This is a genomic window from Pseudomonas sp. LBUM1673, assembly GCF_059695645.1.
In genome coordinates, this window is record NZ_CP166780.1 from 2,249,329 (window position 1) to 2,272,511 (window position 23,183).

Annotated in this window: 18 protein-coding genes; 9 read left to right on the forward strand and 9 right to left on the reverse strand. The window is 59.2% G+C overall.

Features of this window, described 5'->3' with window-relative positions; translation table 11 throughout:
* Positions 1-131: 131 nt before the first annotated feature.
* The 6 genes from ACA044_RS10120 to ACA044_RS10145 all read right to left on the reverse strand — a co-directional run bounded on the left by ACA044_RS10120 (position 132) and on the right by ACA044_RS10145 (position 5,111).
* A complete protein-coding gene (locus tag ACA044_RS10120) occupies positions 132-350 on the reverse strand; it encodes a hypothetical protein (protein WP_497446127.1) in 219 nt (72 codons plus the stop codon).
* A gap of 436 nt (positions 351-786) precedes the next feature.
* A complete protein-coding gene (locus ACA044_RS10125; RefSeq protein ID WP_497446226.1) occupies positions 787-1,020 on the reverse strand; it encodes a hypothetical protein in 234 nt (77 codons plus the stop codon).
* A 21-nt stretch (positions 1,021-1,041) separates the two neighbouring features.
* Positions 1,042-1,278 carry a hypothetical protein gene (locus ACA044_RS10130; protein ID WP_497446227.1) on the reverse strand — a complete coding sequence of 79 codons (237 nt, stop codon included), beginning with the start codon at positions 1,276-1,278 and terminating at the stop codon, positions 1,042-1,044.
* A 210-nt stretch (positions 1,279-1,488) separates the two neighbouring features.
* Positions 1,489-3,444 carry a primase-helicase family protein gene (locus tag ACA044_RS10135; RefSeq protein WP_497446228.1) on the reverse strand — a complete coding sequence of 652 codons (1,956 nt, stop codon included), beginning with the start codon at positions 3,442-3,444 and terminating at the stop codon, positions 1,489-1,491.
* 64 nt (positions 3,445-3,508) lie between these two features.
* On the reverse strand, positions 3,509-3,793 hold the full coding sequence (locus tag ACA044_RS10140) for a helix-turn-helix transcriptional regulator (RefSeq protein ID WP_497446229.1): 285 nt from the start codon (positions 3,791-3,793) through the stop codon (positions 3,509-3,511).
* A 109-nt stretch (positions 3,794-3,902) separates the two neighbouring features.
* The gene (locus tag ACA044_RS10145) at positions 3,903-5,111 is read right to left on the reverse strand and encodes a tyrosine-type recombinase/integrase (protein ID WP_497446230.1); all 1,209 of its coding nucleotides are present in this window, start codon (positions 5,109-5,111) and stop codon (positions 3,903-3,905) included.
* 181 nt (positions 5,112-5,292) lie between these two features.
* On the opposite strand from ACA044_RS10145, the gene ACA044_RS10150 reads away from it, so the two are divergent.
* Together ACA044_RS10150 and ACA044_RS10155 are read left to right on the forward strand one after the other, a co-directional pair.
* Positions 5,293-5,895 carry a response regulator gene (locus ACA044_RS10150; protein ID WP_497446231.1) on the forward strand — a complete coding sequence of 201 codons (603 nt, stop codon included), beginning with the start codon at positions 5,293-5,295 and terminating at the stop codon, positions 5,893-5,895.
* The gene (locus ACA044_RS10155) at positions 5,896-9,126 is read left to right on the forward strand and encodes a transporter substrate-binding domain-containing protein (RefSeq protein WP_497446232.1); all 3,231 of its coding nucleotides are present in this window, start codon (positions 5,896-5,898) and stop codon (positions 9,124-9,126) included.
* Between the two features lie 159 nt (positions 9,127-9,285).
* Here ACA044_RS10155 and ACA044_RS10160 read toward each other — a convergent pair whose 3' ends face one another.
* The gene (locus ACA044_RS10160) at positions 9,286-10,194 is read right to left on the reverse strand and encodes a LysR substrate-binding domain-containing protein (RefSeq protein WP_497446233.1); all 909 of its coding nucleotides are present in this window, start codon (positions 10,192-10,194) and stop codon (positions 9,286-9,288) included.
* Positions 10,195-10,299: 105 nt separating this feature from the next.
* Here ACA044_RS10160 and ACA044_RS10165 point away from each other — a divergent pair, with 105 nt between their 5' ends.
* From ACA044_RS10165 to ACA044_RS10195, 7 genes are all read left to right on the forward strand, one after another.
* The gene (locus tag ACA044_RS10165; RefSeq protein ID WP_497446234.1) at positions 10,300-11,166 is read left to right on the forward strand and encodes a pirin family protein; all 867 of its coding nucleotides are present in this window, start codon (positions 10,300-10,302) and stop codon (positions 11,164-11,166) included.
* 127 nt (positions 11,167-11,293) lie between these two features.
* Positions 11,294-11,920 (forward strand): isochorismate family cysteine hydrolase YcaC, encoded by a 627-nt coding sequence (ycaC, locus tag ACA044_RS10170; RefSeq protein ID WP_052963111.1) that lies wholly within the window; start codon positions 11,294-11,296, stop codon positions 11,918-11,920.
* A 192-nt stretch (positions 11,921-12,112) separates the two neighbouring features.
* Entirely contained in the window at positions 12,113-13,558 is a 1,446-nt protein-coding gene (locus ACA044_RS10175) for a mechanosensitive ion channel domain-containing protein (RefSeq protein ID WP_497446235.1), read from the forward strand.
* A 244-nt stretch (positions 13,559-13,802) separates the two neighbouring features.
* Positions 13,803-14,243: a carboxymuconolactone decarboxylase family protein gene (locus tag ACA044_RS10180; protein ID WP_497446236.1), complete on the forward strand. Its 441-nt coding sequence runs from the start codon at positions 13,803-13,805 to the stop codon at positions 14,241-14,243.
* A gap of 299 nt (positions 14,244-14,542) precedes the next feature.
* Entirely contained in the window at positions 14,543-19,210 is a 4,668-nt protein-coding gene (locus tag ACA044_RS10185; RefSeq protein WP_497446237.1) for an RHS repeat-associated core domain-containing protein, read from the forward strand.
* Positions 19,203-19,577 carry a UCP019853 family protein gene (locus ACA044_RS10190; protein WP_497446238.1) on the forward strand — a complete coding sequence of 125 codons (375 nt, stop codon included), beginning with the start codon at positions 19,203-19,205 and terminating at the stop codon, positions 19,575-19,577. The genes ACA044_RS10185 and ACA044_RS10190 overlap by 8 nt, the downstream gene beginning before the upstream one ends.
* 347 nt (positions 19,578-19,924) lie before the next feature.
* Positions 19,925-20,254 (forward strand): hypothetical protein, encoded by a 330-nt coding sequence (locus ACA044_RS10195; RefSeq protein ID WP_497446239.1) that lies wholly within the window; start codon positions 19,925-19,927, stop codon positions 20,252-20,254.
* A 157-nt stretch (positions 20,255-20,411) separates the two neighbouring features.
* On the opposite strand, the gene ACA044_RS10200 is transcribed toward ACA044_RS10195, so the two are convergent.
* Both ACA044_RS10200 and ACA044_RS10205 read right to left on the reverse strand, forming a co-directional pair.
* Positions 20,412-22,004, reverse strand: coding sequence for a DHA2 family efflux MFS transporter permease subunit (locus tag ACA044_RS10200; RefSeq protein WP_497446240.1), 1,593 nt, complete (start codon positions 22,002-22,004; stop codon positions 20,412-20,414).
* Entirely contained in the window at positions 22,001-23,122 is a 1,122-nt protein-coding gene (locus tag ACA044_RS10205) for an HlyD family secretion protein (protein ID WP_497446241.1), read from the reverse strand. The genes ACA044_RS10200 and ACA044_RS10205 overlap by 4 nt, the downstream gene beginning before the upstream one ends.
* Positions 23,123-23,183: the final 61 nt, after the last annotated feature.

Sequence of the window (23,183 nt, forward strand, 5' to 3'; positions counted from 1 at the left end):
GGTTCCCCGGTCAGGCGCCATTGAAAGCGCCGAGGGGCGAGGCTGGGAAGGGCGAGAAGAAAGGCAAATGACCGGTGTGCAGCACAGATGACAAGGGCGCCATGGAGAGCGCCCTTTGTTTTACCCGCTGATCAATCACGGTGCTGGAGCGTCAGCTTGGCCAGGCCTTGCTTGATGTGCCCAGCGTTCTCAGCGATCGTCTCGAGAGCACCGCGTATATTTCCACCGATCTCCGCATTGCCTTGCTGCTCAGTCAACAGCGTCAGCTCCATCAGCGCGGCCTCAAGGGCCTGCTGGTTTTCGTGCATACGTTCAAGGACGTCAGGGAGAGAGTATTCAGGTGCTGGCATTGCTTCGACTCCGCTCGAGAAAACCGGAAGAGTAGCAGCGTGTGCGGCATGTCGCGGCAGATATCCAGCTAAGCTTCTTTTCTGGTGCATAGGTGTCGACCATTCAACCTTCCGTACATGGAGTAAGGACGCATGAAATTGAATCTCGCTCTACTAGGCATCACGTTAGCGCTCAATGGCTGCGCCATGTCCTCTAAAACCTACACCCCTGACGGTCGCGAGGGGTTCAGCATTGACTGCTCTGGGAGTGCACTGAGTTGGGGTAAATGCCTCGAAAAAGCTGGGTCTTTGTGTGGTACACGCGGGTATGAGGTTTTGGAAAGATCTGGCGACGAAGGGGGCGTGGTCGGGGGTAGCCAATACGGCCTGTACGGCGGATCGGTCATAACCAGGACCATGCTCATCGCGTGTAAGTAGGCCCTGGCTTCGGTGTGGTTCAATCTCCAGCGTAGTAGTCGTGCTGGTCGCAGACATCGCTCACTGCCTTCCTAGCGCTCTTGAGTTCCATTGATCGCGGTGCCCGCGCCTCGAGGACTTCCACGTGTGACAGCGCCACGTCGCACAGAGCTTCCTGTTTCCGGCTCGCCTCGGCAGACCATTGATCGAGCGTATACAGCCCGCCGAAAATCACCGCAATGGTGATGATGCCGCCCACCCAATTGTCATTCATGATGCTGACTCCTTGCTGGCGCTAGTGGCCAAGCATTTCGCTCACTTTGCCGAGAAGCATTTCGACCATCCGTCCATCAACTTCTTCATCCGTCATACCTTCAGCCCACACCTCAGCACGGGGCATCCTGTCCGTGATCGCAGCGCAGATTGCAGCTTCCGTAAGGTCATCAAGGTATTCGTCGTCGAGCTCGCTGCTACTATGTGTTCGGGCGTCGAAAATGCTGTTATCGATCTCATCCTCGGCCAGTTCGTACACCAACTGATCAGCAACCCCACGGGCGTAATCAACCCTCAGCGCGGCGGTATCCGGCCCCAGGTTTCCCAGTGTTCGGCGGGGGCAGCGGCCGCTACCCTGTCAATGATGGTGTCGGGGTCAAGGTGCACGCGGTAAAGAACAGTCAACCAAATGTGCTCAGGATCCGGACCTAGCGGTCCACCCGTGGTGATGTCGTGAACGTTCGATTTCTTACTCATGATCGGATACCTCAGTCTTAGGGTTGTCGTCGGGCGCTTGCACGGCAAACAGCCGAACGCCTGTGTTCAGGTGCTCGCCACGCTGCGCGGGTGTGGCCTTCTCCCACTGCTTAGCATTGCGTTGCAGGTAAACCCGTATGACCGGGGGAGTCTCTCCCTTCTTGAGGGTTTTCCCGTGCAGTCCCTCGATCCTCATAGGTACGCGCTCGCCGTACATGCGCTTCAACACGCCGCCGACCGTGGTGGTGTTGATCTTGCCCGCCCATAATTTTTCGTACTTGGTGATCAGCGCATTGGCGACGTCGGCGACCACCAGAATGTCCTTGTCGAATGGATCGGCGCCGGCTTCGATCAACTCGGCGACGTTGTTGTACAAGTCACCTTGAGCCGCTCGTTGCATGGCTTTGGCTGCGTCGGTTTGTGGTACTGGCGCATAGGCGTCCCAGTCTTTAGGGAATACCCACGTCGCCAGTATCTGTGCGAGTGCCCCGGCCCCAGGCCCGTCGATCCACTCCACCAGCCGTTTGTAGTAGGCGTCCGGCTGGCGCTCGACCAGGCAACGCAATACTGCGATACGCCCATCCTTTTCCATCAGCGGCAGCGCGTCTTCGTGGTTGGTGGTGATGACAAAGTGCGCAATGTTGCGGATTTCCTTGGAAGCGCGCCCCTTGCCCTCGAACTGGATGAACTCTTCGGACACTTGGCTTTTGAAGTGTTCATATCCGTCGGCCTTTTCCGACCGGGCCATTTCATTGATGAATACAAGGCGCTTGTGCTCGATGGCATCGTCGAAGTTCTTCTGCAGCATTTTGCCGGTGCACCCTGCCACCAACGGCTGGCCAAACACACGGGTCAACAGCCGCTGCATCAGGTTCTTACCCACACGTCCGTTCTTTGAATAGAGCAGGACTGCTGTGGGCATTTTGATTTCTGGCGTCTGGTACAACTGCGCCAACCAGCACAGGAAGAATGTCACCCCGGCCACGTCGCCATCCGACAGGTACATCAGGTGGTTGGTCAAGATCGCAATGTCATCAGCCATGGCAGTCGTGTCACGCTCGGCCATGGTGTGCTTGAGCACATGCCAACGGTTGAATACTTCCGGGTTATCGTCCAGCTCCGGCTTGCTTGTCGGTTCCATCACGATGCGACGGACCACACGACGAAGTTCGTTTTTCCAACTCCACCATACCTCACCTGCAGACGCTCGCTTCGGCTCTATCGGGTTACCGTCCTTGTCGGGCGGCATGAGGATCAAGACGTCGTGGTAGTGCTTATCACAGTACTGAATGAATCCCTCTCTCCCCAGCTCGTCGCCACTCGCGATGTGATACGCCACCAGCTTGGAGCCGCTCGCGAGCATCACAAAATCCTCTGATATGTACTTGAGGGTTTCGCGGGATTCTCTATCGATGCTAAGGCCGCCGGATGCAGCCGTGGGGGCCTTGGGCTTGGCGACGGGCGCCTGCTGGTCAGTGCTGGCTGACAGCAAAGGCAGTGCGGTCGAGCCTGTGCCGAAAGGAACCTCGACGTTTGGCACCAGGGACTGCTGTGTCCGGCGTCTGGCTGCGGCCTCTTCTACGGCTTGTATTGCTTCGGCAGCGCGGGCGTGAACCGCCCGGAACAGATGGCCGTTATCTGCCGCGTCCGCGAGCTTCTCGGCTCGCGCAGCGCGGGCCTTTAGATCCTCGATCCGGGGCTCGTCCTTCTCCTCTGCGGCAGCTTCCCATTCGGTGATGAATTCAGTACTGCCCCAATACAAGAGTTCGTTGGCGGCGGAAGCCGAAATTGAGTGTGTGGTTTTCGGTGTGCCTGACGGCTGCACCGTGGCCCCAACTAAACCAGCGTCTGGCTTGTTTCTATGGCCAACCAGGTGCTTGGCAGCGAGTTCGAAAATCGTCGGCGGCAGGCGGTGACTCGCAGACGCGGTCGAGCTATAATTGCTCATCGGAAATACCCCTTAACCCCTTCGAGTTCGCGCTCCTTGGGGTTTTCTTTTGTCCGTAGGAAATTCAGGCGGGCTGCTGATTGTTGTTCGAGTTCTTCGACCGCGCCTTCGCGACCAGATCACGCACGTAGGCTGTGACTTCAGACTCCAGCCAGGCCACCCGAGCAGGGCGTCCGTTTGCACGGATCTGGCCGATAGCAATCCGCTTTGGGAAATTGGGGTCGGTCTTTTCCAGCTCATCTATTCGCGTCTTGCCAAGCCCGCCAAGCCGTGCCGAAACAACCTCGAATTCGAGCAGCGCGTCGGCACTTCCGGTGATGAGTGTCAGTGGTTGATTGGCTTCGTTCATGGCGGTGTTCCTCAGCGAACATTGGCGGGTAGCAACGAGTAGCTGAGGCCCATGATAATTGGGAATTCCGACGGTAAAGACGAGATATGAATTTAGTGACTACCGTTCGTCATGCCCTGCGCAAGGCTTCCAATTTCAGGCCATCGAGATAGTCGGCCCACAGCTGTGCAGCGGCGCGGCGTTTATCCAACAGTTGCGCCCGTGCGTAGGTATCGCCCAGCACACCGGGCATCTTGTGCCCTAAAGCCAGCTCCAGAACAATCGGGTCAATGCCGAGTTCTTCCTCTCCTAGCGTCCGGTATGTGGCACGGAAGCCATGCGCCGAGATCGATCCACGCTCACAGCCGAGGCTGTGAATCAGTCCAGCCAGCAGGCTGTCGCGGGCGATGTGCCGAGCCGCATGCATAGGGGAGGGGAAGACCCAATCGGTAAGGCTTTCTGCCTTCAGGGTGCGCAGGATGTCGAGCGCCTGGGTCTGCAACGGAACCACCAACACTTTCCCGGTCTTCGAGACTTCGTACACCCACTTCGCATCGTCGAGGTTCACGTCCTGCCAGCGCATGCACACCAACTCAACCGGACGCACAGGTAGCAGGGTCAGCAGACGCAGTGCCGACAGCACGCTGATGCCGTTGCGCTTCGGGTATTCATCGAGCAGGCACAGGAAGTTGCCGAGGTCGACCGGATCTTCCAGCGCCTTGCGGCTGGTCTTTTTATGCTTCGGCAGTTTGATGCGCCGACCGGCCAACACGTTGCCTTCAACGAAGCGTCCCTCGGCATGGTCCAGCACCATCTTCAGCAGGCTCAGCACATGCTTGACCATCGCTGTCGAATCGCTGAGACGGTCGACCAGGGTCAGCGCGTGGCCGTAGTTCACGTTGGCTATCGGCAGACTGCCAATCAGGGGATAGATATGGTTTTCCAGACCGCCGCGATAGCCGGCCAAGGTCTTCGCTGCCAGCTTCGACTTGGTCAGCAGGAATTTTTCGGCGACTGCTTTGAAGGTGTGCGTCTCCTTCAGTTTCTGCGCTTCGACCTTGGCCGTCTTGGCTTTCAGTGGGGCGATGCCGTTGGCTACGGACGTGCGTGCCCCCTGCGCCAGTTCGCGAGCTCTGGCGAGGGTGATGTCTGGATAGGCACCGATGGCGTAGCGGTTCTCCTTGCCATGCAGTCGGTACTTCAGGCGCCATAACTTCGAGCCAGGTTTTCCATCTTTGCGCGGCTCGCTCACTTCCAGGTAAAGGCCTGGCACCGTACCGTCGGTGTGCCTGCCCGGTTCGCTCAAAGATCTGACCTTGGTATCGCTAAGCGCTTTCATCTGGGGGCATCCTGTTCGGCTGTTGGGTGTTATGCCGCTAATTGTGCCCCCTATGCCCCCAGCAAGCAACGGATAGCAATGGGCAGCAATGGGCAACCTATAGAGAACAAAGGCCTTTGTTTTATGGGATTTAAGCGTTTAATGGCCTGCATTTACTATACGCTTTTACTGGCTTCGAACAATGGACGATCATCCGGTGGTACGCGCCGCAGTCAAAATCGTGCTGGAGAAGGAGAGGTTCAAACAGATTTACGAGGCGTCCAACGGTAGCGAGGCGTTGTCGATGCTCCGTGAGCATTCACCCACGCTGGTGGTGCTGGATCTGGTCATGCCCGAAGGTGACGGGCTGGATGTGCTGGAACGGATCAAGGCCAGTGACTTGCCGTGCCTGGTGCTGGTGTTCACATCGCTGGACCCGCAGTATTTTCAGGATCGTTGCATGCGCGCCGGGGCCATGGCGTATGTCGCCAAGAGCAACGTCCTGAGTCAATTGCAAAAAGCCGTGCATGCGGTGATGACCGGTTACACCTTTTTCGCCCGGCTGCCTTCTGGATCGCAAGACCCCCTGCAATGCAGCGAAAAACAGATGATCGACAAACTCTCCAACCGTGAGCTGACCATCCTGCGGGATTTGGCCCTGGGCATACCCAACAAGACCATCGCCGAGCATAGGCATTTGAGTGTCAAGACCGTCAGTACCTACAAACACCGATTGATCGAAAAACTAGGGCTGAGCGCACCAGTGCACCTGCGGGATTTCGCCAAGCGCAATTGTTTGATCTGAGTGAGTCCGACCGTGCGCATCTTTCTGATGGCTTTGATGCTGTGCCTTGTGGCGCAGGTTCCGCCGGCGCTGGCCGACGAGCCGCAGCGGCTGTATCTGCTGGGGCGCTCCGCAGCGGAGGGCTTTGAGGTCAAGCTCGATGAAAAGGATTGGCAATGGCTACGTGAAAAACGAGCCCTGCGCCTCGGGGTGACGGGGCCGGACTACCCACCGTTCGAGGTGACGCGCCACCGCGATGAGCTGGAGGGCATTACGGCTGATTACGCCGAGCTGCTGGGGCAACTGCTGCACGTCAAGATCGAGGTGCTGCGGTATGCCACTCGTGAAGCCGCCATGGATGCCCTCAAACGCCATGAGCTGGATCTGCTCGGGACATCGAACAACTTCGAGGCGGCCGACCCCGCGCTGACCAGGTCCCGAGCCTATGCCGAAGATCAGCCGATGCTGGTCACCCGACTGGGCGAGCGAATGCCCATCGACCTTGCCGGCAAACGTATCGCCATGCCCGATGACTATTTGCAGGCACAGACCGTTGAAGATTTTTATCCCGATGCAAGCGTGCAGCGTTATCCCTCGGCCCTCGACGCGCTCGGGGCGGTGGCGTTCGGGCAGGACGATGTGTACCTGGGCGACTTCATCAGCGCCAATTACCTGATCAACAATAACTACCTCAATAACGTGCATCTGGCAGGGCCTTCCGGTCTGGATGCCCATTCGTTTGGCTTCGCCCTGGCGTTGGACAATCCGCGCCTTAAAGACATCATCGACAAAGCGCTGGCGGCGATTCCCATGGACCAGCGCGCGGTCATCGAGTTGCGCTGGAGAGCGGGCAGGGCCAATACGGCGGGTCAACAGCAGGTGAGTTTGAGCGCCAGTGAACAACGCTGGCTGGACCGGCATCCGACGGTCACTGTCGGCGCGATCGACAACTTTGCCCCGCTGACGTTCTACGATGCCCAAGGTCGGCTCAGCGGGTTGACGGCGCAGTTGCTGACGCTGATCAGCCAGCGCAGCGGTTTGACCTTTCAGGTGCAACGCGGTCACTCACAGGATCGGCAAATCGAGCAACTTCAGGACGGCGAGATCGACCTGTTGCCTGTGGTCACCCCCAGTACCGAACGTGAAGACGCATTGCTCTTCACCCGCGCCTACCTAAGTAACCCCTTCGTGCTGGTCAGTGCAACGACAACGGGCAGCCCCAGGACACTGGACGATCTGGCCGGTAAACGCCTGGCGATTTATCGCGGTCATCCGTTGTTCGGGTTCATGCAGGCCCGGGCGCCGCAGGTGCGTCTGGTCGAGGTGCAAAGCCCGGCCGAGGGCATGGAATGGGTGATCAAGGGTCAGGCTGATGCAACGCTCAGTTCATTGATCGTCGCCCGTTACCTGATTGCCCGGCAGTATCACGATCATCTGCGCGTCAGCAGCACCGTGGGCGATCAACCCGCCCGTATCGCCTTGGCCACCGCCCGCGGCGCGCTGGAGTTGCACTCGATTCTGAACAAGGCGTTGCTGAGCATTTCGCCTCAGGAACTGGACGACCTGGTGGCCCGCTGGAGCAATGATGTGGTGCTCGATGACAGCTATTGGCTGCGCCATCGTCGGGGTATTTTTCAGGCCTTTGCCGTGGCTGGCGCCTTGCTGTTGCTTGCTCTGGGCTGGATCGCCTGGCAGCGCCGGCAGATCAGCCTGCGCCAGCAGTGGTTGCAGCAATTGCAGGACGCCAAGGATGTGGCGGACGATGCCAACCGCGCCAAAACCACCTTTCTGGCGACCATGAGTCATGAGATCCGCACCCCGATGAACGCTCTGATCGGTATGCTCGAGCTGGCCCTCAAGCAAGCGGACGAGGGCGTCACCGACCGTTTCGCCATTGAGGTGGCGTCCAGTGCCGCACAACAATTGCTGGCGCTGATCGGCGACATTCTGGATATCGCGCGTATCGAGTCCGGGCATTTATCCCTGACCCCTGAACGGGCCAATCTGCGGGCGCTGGTGGCGTCGGTGTGTCGGGTTTTCGAAGGACTTGCACGGCAGAAAGAGCTGGCATGGCGAATCGATCTGGACGAACACAGCGACCGCGATGTGTTGATCGACCCCACACGCTTCAAGCAGGTGCTGTCCAATCTGCTGAGCAACGCCATCAAGTTCACCCGCGAGGGTGAGGTGAGCCTGACGCTACGTGTGGTGCCCCTTACGTCGGGGCATCTGGCGGTCAGCGTACGCATTGAAGACACCGGGATTGGCATCAGCGCCGTCGACCGGCAACGGTTGTTCAGCCCCTTCGTTCAGGTCGATAACGGTCGACAATCAGCTCGAAGCGGTTCTGGGCTGGGGTTGGTGATCAGCCGCACCCTATGCGAAATGATGGGCGGCGGGTTGCAACTCGACAGCGTCGCTGGACAAGGCACGCAGGTCGACATCGACCTTGAGCTGATCGCATTGCAACCGTTGCTTTCCAGTGTGGAGGCCAATAGTGGGTTGCTGACGCCGATGCGGCCACTGACGATTCTGGTGGTCGATGATCACCCGGCCAATCGATTGTTGCTTTCACGGCAACTGAGCCACCTGGGGCATCGTGTTCTGGAGGCCGAAGAGGGCGCGCGGGGGCTTGAGCTGTGGCGCGGACATGAGTTCGATCTGGTCGTTACCGACTGCAATATGCCGAGGCTCAGTGGTTATGAGCTGACGGGTGCAATACGCGATGAAGAGCGCGCCCAGGGATTGCCGCCGACACTGATTCTGGGGTTTACCGCCAATGCGCAGCCCGAGGAAAGGGTCCGCTGCCTGGAGGCGGGCATGGATGACTGCCTGTTCAAACCCATCCTGCTGGCGGATTTGAACGTTTGGCTGGCGTCCAGGTTTGCGAGCGAAGCGCCAGCGCGTATCGACGAGTCGTCAACGCCCGAGATAGACCTGAGTGGTCTTGAGCAATACATCGGTGCGGATCGTACGCTGCTCGATCGTCTGGTGCGCGAACTGGCGGCAACCAACCAGGAGGATCGGGATAATCTGCTCCAGGCGCACGCCAGTGGCAATCGCGATGTCCTGCAAGACCTGGCGCACCGCATCAAGGGCGGTGCGCGCATGGTTCGGGCACAGCGCTTGATCGAGTGTTGCGAGCAACTGGAACATGCCTGCCGCGAGGGCCGTGTGGGGTTGATCGACAAAGCCGTCGATCGGTTGCAGCACGCCATGTCATCGCTGGACAAGCATTTGAACCAAGGTTGAAGCTCAGGCCGGGGATATTTCAGTGGTATTGAGGGTGTTTGGTCTGACGCCTTCGCGAGCAAGCCCGCTCCCACATTGGATCTGCGTACACCACAAATCCCCTGTGGGAGCGGGCTTGCTCGCGAAAGGCGCAACTCGGTGTCGGAATTCAACCCCGCCCTAAGCAATATCGCTATGGCTGAACTCCTCCCCCAGAAAGTCGATCAAGGTCCGTACCGACGGCAGCAGTCCGCGTCGTGAAGGGAAGATCGCGTGCACGATCCCGCACTTGGGTGTCCAGCCCGGCACCAGTTCCACCAGTCGGCCGGCGGCAATGTCATCACGCACCACCACACTGGGCAGGTGGGCGATGCCGATGCCGGCGAGCACCGCATGACGCAGGGCCAGCAAGTCGTCGGTGACCATCCGTGGCGTATGACGAATCAGCGCGCTGGCACCGTCGGCGCCGAACAGTTCCCACTGATATTCACGCTGCGCACCCCCCCAATGCACGCTCGGCAGGCCACTGAGATCAGCCGGCGTGGCCGGTGACGACAAGCGCTGCACAAACGCCGGGATGCCCACCAGGCACTGGGTGCTGTTGCCCAGTACTTTCATCACCATGTCGGTGTTTTCCAGCGGTGGAAAGCGCACCCGCAGGGCGATGTCGAACCCCTCGTGAATCAGGTCGACCCGGCGGTTGGTGCTTTCGATGAACAGCTCCACCAACGGGTATTTGAGCATGTAGCGGGTGAGCATCGGCCCGACCCAGGTGTTCAGCAGCGCGGTAGGGCAACTGATGCGCACCAGGCCCTGGGGTTCGGAGCGGTTGCGTTCGATCAGTTCGGCGGCGCTTTCGGCTTCCACCCGCATGGCCAGGCAACGCTGGTAATAGGCCTGGCCGATTTCGGTCAACGAGCAATGCCGACTGGAGCGGTGCAGCAGGCGCACGCCGAGGCGCTCTTCGAGCTCGGCAATGCGTCGGCTGAGCTTGGATTTAGGCATGTCCAGTGCGCGCCCGGCCGGGGCGAAACCGCGGTGTTCCACCACTTGGGTGAAGTAGTAGAGGGTGTTGAGGTCTTCCACCATCGTTCTCCAAATAGAACGCTAAGGCTAATTTTTGCAGTTTAGCGCACCAAAGCCCCCGGTTTTAAGCTTTGTCCATCGCGTCACACAACAGATTTGGAGGAATAGATGAAAAATATCATCGGTATCTACACCAGCCCACGACCTCACTGGGTCGGCGACGGTTTTCCGGTTCGCACACTGTTCTCCTACGACAACCTGGGCAAACACATCAGCCCGTTTCTGCTGCTGGATCACGCAAGTCCCACCGAATTCACCCCGACCACCGAGCGTCGTGGCGTGGGTCAGCATCCGCACCGCGGTTTCGAAACCGTGACGATCGTCTACAAGGGCGAACTGGAGCACCGCGACTCCACCGGCAGCGGCGGCAAGATCGGCCCGGGTGATGTGCAATGGATGACCGCAGCCTCGGGGATTGTCCATGAAGAGTTCCACTCCGAAGGTTTCGCCAAGAGCGGCGGCACCCTGGAAATGGTGCAGCTGTGGGTCAACCTGCCGGCCAGGGACAAGATGGCCGCCCCCGGTTACCAGACGATTCTCGACGGTGACATCCCGAGCATCCCGCTCAAGAACAACACGGGCAGCCTGCGCTTGATCGCCGGTGAGTTCGAAGGCCATCGCGGCCCGGCGCGCACCTTCACGCCGATCGACGTATGGGACGTTCGCTTGAACGCTGGCAAGTCACTGACTCTGGATCTGCACAAAGGGCGCAACACCGCACTGGTGGTACTGCGCGGCACGGTTCAGGTCAACGGTCTGGAACGGGTGCAAGAAGGGCAGTTGGCGTTGTTCGAGCGCAATGGTAATCAGCTCAGTCTGGAAGCCAATAACGATGCCGTGGTGCTGCTGCTCAGCGGCGAGCCGATCGACGAACCCATCGTCGGCCACGGCCCGTTCGTGATGAACACCGAGCAAGAGATTCACCAGGCCTTTGCCGACTTCCAGTCGGGCCGGTTCGGCCGGATGAGTGATTGAAATCATTGTTGTAGCGCTGTGGCGTGCCGGGCTTGGCTGACTACGCTTGCCTGGCCACGTTGAAACGAAAAAACAGAGTTCACTTACGCCGGCCCGTTCGGCATCGATAAAAAGCGAGGATTACCCCATGACTACTTCCTACAAACGTCTCGACAAGGATAACGCCGCCGTTCTGCTGGTCGATCACCAGGCGGGTCTGCTTTCTCTGGTGCGCGACATCGATCCGGACCGTTTCAAGAACAACGTGTTGGCCCTGGCCGACCTGGCCAAGTACTTCAAGTTGCCAACGATTCTGACCACCAGTTTCGAAACTGGCCCCAATGGTCCTCTGGTGCCGGAACTCAAGGCGCTGTTCCCGGACGCGCCGTACATCGCTCGCCCTGGCCAGATCAACGCCTGGGACAACGAAGACTTCGTCAAGGCGATCAAGGCCACCGGCAAGAAACAACTGATTATCGCGGGTGTGGTGACTGAGGTTTGCGTGGCGTTCCCGGCGCTGTCGGCCCTGGCCGAAGGCTTTGAGGTGTTCGTGGTGACCGACGCTTCCGGTACGTTCAACGAACTGACCCGTCAATCGGCCTGGGATCGCATGTCTTCCTCCGGCGCCCAGCTGATGACCTGGTTCGGCCTGGCCTGTGAACTGCATCGCGACTGGCGCAACGACGTGGAAGGTCTGGCGACTTTGTTCTCCAACCACATCCCGGACTACCGCAACCTGATGACCAGCTACAACACCCTGACTAACGCCAAGTAACACTGATCCACTGTGGGAGCGAGCCTGCTCGCGATAGCGGTCTGACAGTCACTGCAAATGTGTCTGTTCTACCGCCATCGCGAGCAGGCTCGCTCCCACAGTGTTTTGCATTGTTCTCAGGCCATCAATTGCTCCTACACTGTGCCCAATCTGTGAGATCTTCGCGCCATTGGCCTTTGCCGGAGTTGTTTGATGCTGTCACTGCTCACCGATCATCCATTGCTCTGCGCGCTGATCCTGATCCTGATCGATCTGGTGTTGTGGCGTTTGCTGACGGCCAGCGGCAGCAACTGGAAACTGGCGGCGCGGCTGGTGATTTTCTCGCTGTTCAGCATGCTGCTGTTCAACGAAGGCTTGAACCCCATGGAGACGGCGCCCTGGGTCGACAACGTACCGATGCACCTGGCGGCAACCGGTTTGCAGATCGGCTGGTGGCTGTTTGGCGCGCGCACCCTGACGGTGTTGCTCGGCGCGGTGATGATGCAACGGGTCGGGCACACCGGGCGCTTGTTGCAGGATTTGCTCGGCGCGTTGATTTTCCTGATCGCGATTATCGCGGCGTTGGCGTACGTACTCGATCTGCCGGTCAAAGGTGTGCTGGCAACGTCCGGGGCGTTGGCGATCATCGTCGGTCTGGCCTTGCAAAGCACCCTCAGCGACGTGTTCTCCGGGATCGTCCTGAACACCACCAAGCCCTATCAACTGGATGACTGGATCTCCATCGACGGCACCGAAGGTCGGGTCATCGACATTGACTGGCGCGCGACGCGCCTGCAAACGGCCCAAGGCAGCATGGCGGTGATCCCCAACTCCCTGGCAGCCAAGGCAAAGATCATCAACTTCAGCCGGCCCAGTGACATTTTCGGCGTCTCCATCAGCTTGCAACTGAGCCCGCACGCACGTCCACAAACGGTGATCGACGCGCTGGAACGGGCGATGCAAGGATGCCGCTATCTGTTGAATAAACCGGCGCCGTGTGTCGCGTTGAAAGGCTCCAGCGCCACGGGCGTGGAATACGAAATCAGCGGCTTCGTGGTCTCGATGGACCAGAAACGCATGGTCCGCAATCTGCTGTTCGACTTGGCGTTCCGGCACTTGCAGGCCAGCGGTGTCAGCCTGTTGTCGAACGTCGAACTGAACGCACCTGCCAACCTGTCGCGGCCACGGGCATTGCTGGACGCCTCGAACATTTTCTCGACCCTGCGTCAGGAAGAGAAAGAAACCTTCAGTCAGAACATGACACTGCAAACTTTCCGCGCCGGTGAAATGATCCTGCCAGCGGGGGAGGTCAGCGATCATTTGTTCATCATCGAATCCGGCGTCGTGTCGGTGGAGCTGAGCCGCGGCGGGGTCAAGTTCGAAACCGGGCGCATGGGGCCGGGAGAGGTGATCGGCGAGGGCGGGATTTTGTCCGATACGGCGATGCCGGCAGACTTTAGTGCCAAGACGGTCTGCAGCTTGTACCGGATCGAGAGGGAATACCTCCAACCGTGCCTGGATGCGCGGCATGACATCAGCGAAGCAATGAAGGCCTTGCTGGATTTCCGTATGCATACGGCTCAGACGCTGATTCAGGAGGTGCCGAAGGTGGTGGCGAAGAAGGGGTTTTTGCAGTGGTTGCGCAGGCGTAGCGGCTGATGTGTTGGTTGCCTGTTCCGGCCCCTTCGCGAGCAGGCTCGCTCCCACATGGGATTTGTGCAGACATCAATTGTATGAACACCAAAGATCAAATGTGGGAGCGAGCCTGCTCGCGAAAGCGCCAGCACAGTCACTGAAAATCTTCTGGTCTATTGGCATCCTCAACTTCCCAATAATTGGCTATTTGTTCAACCCCAGGTCGGCATTAACGTAGCGCCAATCCCACCTGTGATTGGAGCTCACCATGCAACCCCGTATCGATTTCTACACTGCCTCCCCAGACGGCCTGAAAGCCATGATCGCCCTGGAATCCGCCGTCTCGAAACTGCCGCTGGAAAAGTCACTGATCGAACTGGTCAAGCTGCGCGCGTCGCAGATCAACGGCTGCGCCTTCTGCCTCGACATGCACACCGCCGATGCCCGCAAGGGTGGCGAAACCGAGCGGCGGCTGTACACCTTATCGGCATGGCGAGAAACACCATTCTTCACTCCCCGTGAACGGGCGGCCCTGGCCTGGACCGAGTCCCTGACGCAGCTGAGCCTGACCCACGCCCCGGACGAAGACTATGCACTGCTCAGCGCCGAGTTCAGCCCCAAGGAAATGGTCGACCTGACCGTGGCGATTTCCACCATCAACAGCTGGAATCGCCTGGCGGTGGGTTTTCGCAAAATGCCTCAGGCGTAACGCCTGGCTCTAATTTCAGTCAGTTAAGACGCAAAACCTGTGGGCTTGCTCGCGAAAGCGGCATGTCAGGCGACATCAATGTTGATTGTGCTGCCGTCTTCGCGAGCAAGCCCGTTCCCACCTGGATTACGCGTTATTGAGTCGCTGTTAATCAGCGAATCCCCCTACAGCTATTTCCACCTTTCCCGACTTCTTTCCTGATCGATCCCCCGCAAAGTCCCCGCGCCTAATTTTCTGCGCGAGGGATTGCTCATGTTCGACTCCTTTTATCCAGCAACTCCGTACTTCTCGGTGCGTTGATGGAGCACGTTACCCGCATCGAGGAGGAACTCGACAACTTTCCGCACACCCTCTCGCTCTATCGCGAACAGCTCAATCACTGGCTCAACCGAGCCGCCGACCAGGCCAGCCACGTGGCGGATCTGCCGTCGCTGATGGGCATGGAGCGGATCATCACATTCGGAAGCTCCAACACCGTTGTCAGCAGCGGTGACGACGAGTTTATCTCCACCGTCGTGCAGTGCCCGAAAAGCGGAAAGCTCGAAATCGAGAGCAAGTTCGAATCGGTTTACGACATTCCGCTGGGGAACATTCAGGTCGATGTGATTGCCATGGATGGGGGGAAGTCGACGCCGGTCACGCTCGATGGAAACGGCAAGGGAACGTTCCGAGGGGAAGAGGGCAAGTTCTACCGCGTTCATGTCCAGGATGAAGTTGCACCATCGAAAATCGATGACCTTTTTGATTCCTACAAAGGCCTGACCAACGAACTGGAGGGCTGGCTACGCAAGGAGTGGGAAGGATTTAAACCGCAGTGGTCGCAATCAACTTTTGCGGCCGCTGGTAACGGCATGCTGGCGGGCAGTTGGGCGGCGGTCATCGGTGTTTGGGACAGCCTCAGCCAGCTCTCGGACATTCTTCAGGATCCCCGCAAGTTCGTTGAGCGTTTGGGCAGCGGCGCCGATGAGTTGGCCAGGCTCGCGGAGACAGCGCCGGAGGTCATGGCCAAAGTCCAACTGCTGGCGAGTGACGAAGCGGCGCTCTGTTTACTGCTGCGTACCGCGAGTCTCTGGCTGGAAATGCTCCCACCCAGCGAGATCGCCGGCAACTCGGCGGAGGTGACCAGCCAAGTCATTGTTTCGGTGCTGATCGATATTCTGATTGCTTTGGCGTTGGCCTGGACGGGTGTCGGTATACCCGCCGCCAAGGCCTATCTCACACTTCGCGGGATTAAGTACGGGGCGTTGCTGGCTGGCCTTGCGATGCGCTTCGTCGAGGCCACTTTCAATATCCTCACCACCTTCATGAAGTACGTCGACCAGTACAAAGCCGTCGCCGCACGCGGTGTGGCAGCGGGTCTGAAGAAAGGTCGAATGCAACTGCGCTGGGATGCCAAACGCAACACCACGCTCAAGCAAAACGAACACCACGACAACGTCTCAAAACAAGCAACAAACCCCAACGGTGACAGTGCCGACTCCGCCAATAAAACCGCCACCAACAAATGCCCGGTGTCGATGGTCACCGGCGAAGAACTGCTGACCCTCACCGACGGTGCGCTGGACGGCATCCTGCCGTTCGACTTCACCCGGCTCTATCGCACCAGCGCCGTCGAGATCGACTGTGGATTGGGCTTCGGCTGGAGTCATTCGCTCGCCCATCGACTGGAAGTCGACGGCGACAGCGTCATCTGGATCGACCACGAAAACCGTCGCACGACGTTCCCGCTGCCGAATCGCGAACGCCCGGTCATCCACAACAGCCTCTCTCGCGCGGCGATTTATCTCGGTGAAGATCCCGAAGAACTGATCCTCGCCCAGGCTGGCGACGACGCACGTTTCTACCACTTCCACAACGGTCGGCTGACGGCGATCAGCGACGCGTACGACAACCGCCTGCGCATCACCCGCGACCGCCAGCAGCGCATTCAGCGCCTCGACAACAGCGCCGGCCGCGCTTTGCTGTTGCGCTATGACCGCGCTCATCTGATCGCCGTCGACTATCAGGTGTTTGTCCCGGCGCAGACCCTCGACGAAGCCTGGCACACCGAACAAACGCTGGTCAGTTACCGCTACGACGAATGCGCTCAACTGATTGAGGCGAGCAACGCCGCCGGGGAAAGCGAGCGTTACGACTACGACGATCAGCACGTCATCCTGCAGCGGCAACTGGCCGGTGGCGCGAGTTTCTTCTGGGCGTGGGAACGGTCCGGCAAGGCGGCGCGCTGCGTCCGGCACTGGGCGTCGTTTGCGCAGATGGAGGCGTGCTATGTCTGGGACGACCAGGGCAGCGTCACGGTTCAGAACATCGATGGCAGCCAAGAGGTTTACCTCCACGACGACCGCGCGCGGCTGGTGCGCAAGGTCGAGCTGAACGGTGGTGAACAGCTCAAGGCCTATGACGACAACGGCCGCTTGGTGGCTGAGCAGGATCCGCTCGGGGCCGTCACTGAATACCGTTACGACGACGTCGGACGGTTGGTGGCGCTGATTCCGCCGGAGGACGAACCAACGGCCTACGAATACCGCAACGGATTCCTGCACGCGCGCTATCGCGGCAAAGCGGTGTGGAAATATCAGCGCAATGCTCAGGGCGATGTCACCGAAGCGACCGATCCTGATGGCCAGTTCACCCACTATCACTACGACGAAAAAGGTCAGCTGCTGTCGATCCGCTACCCGGACGCCAGCCGCCATGTGTTCGTCTGGAATGCCTTGGGGCAGCTGGTCGAGGAAACGCTGCCGGATGGCGGGCAGCGACGCTTTTCCTACGATGCACTGGGCCGGCAGACGACCCGTCGGGACGAACACGGTACCGTCACTCGTTACCAATGGGACGCCGTCGGTCGACTGATTCAGACGACTTTGCCTACCGGCGCCAGCCGCGCCTTCAGTTACAACGCCTACGGCAAGATCACCGCCGAACGCGATGAACTGGGCCGCATCACCCGCTACGAATACGCCGACGACCTGCATCTGGTCAGCCGTCGGATCAACCCCGACGGCACCCAGCTCCAATACCGCTACGACAACGCACAGTTGCTGCTCACGGAAATCGAAAACGAATCCGGCGAGAAATATCAGCTGGACTACGCGCCCAGCGGCCTGATCCGACAGGAAACCGGCTTCGACGGCCGCCGTACCGCGTACGCCTACGATCTCAACGGGCACCTGCTGGAGAAAACCGAGGTCGGCGACGACGGCTCGCAGCTGATCACGGCTTATGAGCGGGACTCGGCCGGACGGTTGCTAACCAAAACCTTGCCTGACGGCATCCAGGTCGAATACCGCTACGACTCATTGGGTCGACTGACCAGCGTCGATGATGGTCACGATCACCCGCTGGAATTCGAGTACGACCAGCAGGACCGCCTGATCACCGAGCATCAGGGCTGGGGCACGTTGCGTTATGCCTACGATGCCTGTGGCCAGCTCAACCGTCTGCGCCTGCCGGACGGCAGCAAACTCGATTACCACCACGCCAAGGGCGGCGCGCTGACCGCCATCGACCTCAACGGCGCGCGGCTCACCACTCACCAATTTGCCTTCGGACGCGAACAAAACCGTCAGCAGGGTTTGCTGCTCAGCGAATACGCCTACGACGATCAAGGCCGTTTGAAGGCCCATGCCGTCAGCCAACAGCAAAAAAACCTCTACCGCCGCGACTATGCCTACAGCCTCAACGGCAATCTCGACCACATCGCCGACACCCGCCATGGCCAACGCAGCTACCAGTACGACCCCCTAAACCGCCTGACCCGCGTGCGCCATACCCGCGACGATCCACCGGAAAGCTTCGCCCACGATCTGGCCGGCAACCTGCTAATGCAGGACCGTCCCGGCCCGGCCGCCGTCAAAGGCAATCGCCTGTTGATGCAGGGCGACCGCCATTACGACTACGACGTCTTCGGCAACCTCATCCGCGAACGTTGTGGTGCCGCGCAGAAACTCGTCACCGAATATCGCTACGACTGCCAGCACCGGCTGATTGGCGTCACCACTGCGGACGGTCGCTGTTCAAGTTACCGCTATGACGCCTTCGGCCGCCGCATCAAAAAAACCGTCGACGGCAAAACCACCGAGTTTTTCTGGCAGGGCGACAACCTCGTCGCTGAAAGCAGCAAGGAACATTACCGCAGTTACGTCTATGAGCCGGACAGCTTCCGTCCGTTGGCGATGCTCGACGGCAAAGGCCCGAAAAACGCCTGCCCGTTCTACTACCAACTTGATCACCTCGGTACACCGCAGGAACTGACGGATTTCGGTGGCGACATCGTCTGGTCGGCGAAGTACAACGCCTATGGCAAGGTCACGCGTCTGGCGTTCGGTGGGGGGGAGCAGCTCGACCAACCTTTGCGTTTCCAGGGGCAGTACTTCGACGCCGAGAGCGGCCTGCACTACAACCGGCATCGCTACTATGATCCGGAGGTTGGTCGGTACCTGACGCGGGATCCGATCAAGTTGGCGGGTGGGCTGAACCAGTACCAGTACACGCCGAATCCGACGAGGTGGGTTGATCCGTTGGGGTTGAGCGGAAATTGTCCGCCGCCGAATAAGCCGGGATGTTCGGCGCCCGATGATACGGCCGGGGCTAAGGTTGATGAGGGTGAGCCCAATGTTTCAAAGCCGAAATCGCGTCCTCAAAATTTCGGTAGTGAAGAGCAGTTTATTGGGCATTATAAAAAACATGGCGTCGAATTCGGGGCTATGAGCAAAGAAGAGTACTTACAAATAGCTCGATACGTTGTGAATCAAGGCACCCGCGTGGAATATGAGTATAAGGGTGAAATTCGGGCAGGGTATTTACAGTTGATGGGTAATAATCGAAGAGGTGAAGCCAAATTTGCATTCGTCGGTACGAACAATAGCCAGGAGATTACGACGTTGCATACAAAAAGCGGAAAAGACTTCTGGAGGGCAATAAACGGTGATGCGCGAGATAAAATTGTGAGACCTGCTAATGACTAAAAAATACGAGGCGCTAGTGGTCGAAATCGACGAAGTCGTCGAGGATGCGGTTGTATTGCTTGTCAACGGCGTGGTTGTTAAATGCTTTGCGAGCTACTGTCCTTTTAAGATTGAACTGGGAAAACAATATGAAGTGGAATTCGATCTGGTCTTGCCTGATCGTGATTTTGTTGTCGTGGCACAAGAAACGAGTACGCTAGTCGAGATGATTGGAGAAGGTTTTTCATGCGCTCTTTACGGATATTTGGATGGAAGTGTTTTCCGATCTTTTGTTGACTTCGCGGATCAAGAGATCCACTACGAATACCCTCACCTCAATGAGCAGTATGTAAAAATCACGGTAGATCGAATTGACGCATCCTTCTGATGGATGCGGGGAAATTTCCGGGCGACGTCGTCGGAAGTTTCCTTCAACTCGTAGCGGTTTCCATGAACTGGTGCGAAATGAGCTCCATCGATAGTCTTTGGCAGTCACTGAGAATTCAGTGGCAGGGTGTAGGAACCCTTCAAGACCGATGGGATGCTCATAGCGTCAATGCTTGGTTTGCGGCCGTTAACATGCGTCCGTAAGATCATTTGCGGCGGCTATGCGCGGGCACGCTTTGGCGTGGTCGAGTTTTCCCAAAGGTCTCGATATTCCTACCTCGCGCATAGCTGCCACCCTAGCCTGTAGGAAGGCTGATGGCAGCTCCTATTCTTCTTTGGGAGTTTCTAATGACAACACTTACACCCGATCCACCCTACGAAAAACCAATCCCCCACCCCGAAAACCGCTTCATGGCGCTCACCAGCAATTGCACCGACATGCCCACCCTGTTCGTCGATACCCACGCGCCGCTCGATATCCTGACCGACGCTGCCAGCTACCGAATTCGTGCTGTCACCCAAGTGCTCGAGAACCTGTCCATGCGCGGCTCGGTCGAGTGCGACTCGATCATCCTCAGCGACTTTGCCTTGCTCTGTGCCATTCCTCTGAGGGACGGGTGTGATGTGCTTGATGTCATTGGGCGGCGGTTGCGGGCACGGCCTTTGGGCGATGTCTAGTGACGGATTAGTCCTGGGGATTTGCGGTGCTTGATCGGGCCTTTTCGCGGGCAAGCCTCGCTCCTACAGGTTTTGTGTCGTGTGTAATTATTGCGAACGACGCAAGACCCTGTAGGAGAGCTAGGCTTGCCGCTTCGCGACCCAACGGGGGCAAGCCTTAATGAGCATCAGCACTCGGCGCGGCCGGTGGTTGCACCTTGCGCATCAAGGGCACCATCGCCGTGGCGAGGATGAAGCAGACCATGATCATCAGGAACGCGTCGCCATAGGTTTGCGTCTGCGCTTCGCGATAGGTCAACAGCCACAGCTGACGCAGGCTGGCGGTGACGCCGATGTCGCCGCTCTGGCCGAGGGCGGCAAAGTTATTGCCGACCTGAGACAGCCACTGATTCAACGCTTCGTTGGTGCTGTTGAGGTTCTCCGCCAACCGGGTGAAGTGCAGGTTGGTACGGTCGTTGAGGATGGTCGCGCACGCGGCGATCCCCATCGCGCCGCCGAGGTTACGCATCAGGTTGAACAACCCCGAAGCATGTTTGAGCCGCGCCGGCGCCAACCCTCCAAGGGTCAGGGTCACCGCCGGTGGCACCGCCAGTTGCTGGGCAATCCCGCGCAAGGCTTGCGGCAGCATCAGTTCTTTAGCCCCCCAGTCGTGGGTGATCGGGCTGAAATCCCACATCGACAAGGCGAACAGCCCAAGGCCGGTCATCATGACCCAGCGCAGGTCGATGCGGTTGGCCAGAAAGGCGTACAGCGGAATTGCCAGAATCTGGAACACCCCGGTGGAAAAAACCGCCAGGCCAATGTCCAGCGCGCTGTAACCGCGCACCCGGCCGAGAAACAGCGGCGTCAGGTAAATGGTGGCGAACAGGCCGATCCCCGTCACGAATGAAAAGAAGCAGCCGAGGGCGAAGTTGCGGTCCTTCAAGGCGCGCAGATCGACGATCGGGTTGGCCACGTGCAAGGTTCGACCAATGAAGGCCAATCCAGACAGGCCGCTGATCCACGCTGTGGTCAGAATCGTGCTGTCGCTGAACCAGTTGAAGCGTGGGCCTTCTTCGAGGGTGTACTCCAGGCAGCCGAGAAACACCGCCATGAACAGCATGCTCAGGTAGTCGGCGCCCTTGAGCAGGGCCAGTTCCGGCTGGTCGATTTTCACCAGCATCGGCACCGCCACGGCGACGAAAATTCCCGGCACCAGGTTGATGTAGAACAGCCAGTGCCAGGACGAAATGTCGGTGATCCAGCCACCGATCACCGGCCCCAGCGTCGGTGCCAGTGAGGCTACGGCGCCGATGGTCGCGGCGGCGATCACCCGTTGTTTGCCAGTGAAGAAAAAGAACGCGGTGGTGAACACCAGCGGAATCATCGAGCCGCCGAGAAACCCTTGCAGGGCGCGGAAGGCGATCATGCTCTGGATGTTCCAGGCCGCGCCGCAGAGCAGGCTGGCCAGGGTGAAACCCACCGCCGAGGCGCAGAACAACCAACGGGTCGAGAACACTCGGGACAACCACCCCGACAGCGGGATCACGATGATTTCGGCGATCAGGTAACTGGTCTGTACCCAAGCGGTTTCGTCGGTGCCGGCCGAGAGCCCTCCGCCGATATCACGCAAGGACGCCGAGACGATCTGGATATCCAGCAGCGCGATGAACATGCCGATGCACATGGTGGCGAAGGCGAACACCTTGGTCGCCGTTGCCATGTTGGCGGCGTTGAACGGTTGCGCGGGAACGGCGAGGGCGCGGCTCATGGTGCACTGGCCACGGCTGGGGTTTCAGGCTCGGCGCGGGTGTCTACTTCAGCCGTCACCGACAGGCCGGGACGCAGATGACCGAGCACGCCGTCGGCCGGGTCGAGCAGGATCCGCACCGGCACCCGCTGAACGATTTTGGTGAAATTGCCGGTGGCGTTTTCCGGTGGCAGCACACTGAACTGCGAACCACTGGCCGGTGCGAGGCTGCCCAGATGACCGTGGAATTCACGCCCCTTGAGCACGTCCGCATGAACGATCACCCGTTGGCCTGGTGTCATCCGCGCCAGCTGATCTTCCTTGAAGTTGGCATCGACCCACAGCCCGCTGGCCGGAACCACCGACAACAGCTGCGAACCGGCCTGGGCGTAAGCGCCGGCCCGTGCCCGACGATTGCCGATCACGCCGTCGACGGGGGCTTTCAGTTCGGTGTAGCCGACGTTCAACTGTGCCAGATCACGCTCGGCCCGCGCCTGTATCAACGCGGCGCGGGCTTGCTGTTTCTGGGTTTCGATCACGTTCAATTGGCGTTGCGCGGCGAGCAGTTCGGCCTGGGCCCGGGCACTCTGTGCCTGGGCAGTCTTGAAGGTGGCGTCGGCCCGTTGCGCACTTTCCACCGAGACGGCGTTGCTGCTCACCAGGCGTTTGTAGCGGGCGTTGTCGTCCCGCGAGCGGGCGGTTTCGGCGCCCGCGGCATCGATACCGGCGCGGGCCTGGCCGATCACCGCGTGTTGCAGTTGTTCGGTGGCGTCGAGGTTGGCGAGCAACGCTTCTTCAGCAGCCACCGCGCCTTCGGCCTTGGCCAGGTGAGCGCGATAGTCACGAGCGTCGAGCCTGATCAGCACATCGCCGGCCTTGACCTTCTGGTTGTCGGTCACCAGCACTTCTTCGATATACCCCGCGACCTTTGGCCCAATCACCGTGACGTCGCCACCAATGTAGGCATCGTCGGTTTCTTCGATGAAACGCCCGGCGGTCCACCAATGGGTTGCGTACATCCCGATAAAAACCAGCGCCGCGATGGCCGCCGTCAGCAGCACCAGCCGTTTGAGCAGGGGAGGCTTGGGCGTGTTCACCGCGGCAGCAAGGTCGGGTTCAAGGCTGGGCATGCTGGTCATGGATCTCTACCTGTGAAAAATGGTGCTTTATTATCGATGTAATATGACGCAGGTAATATTT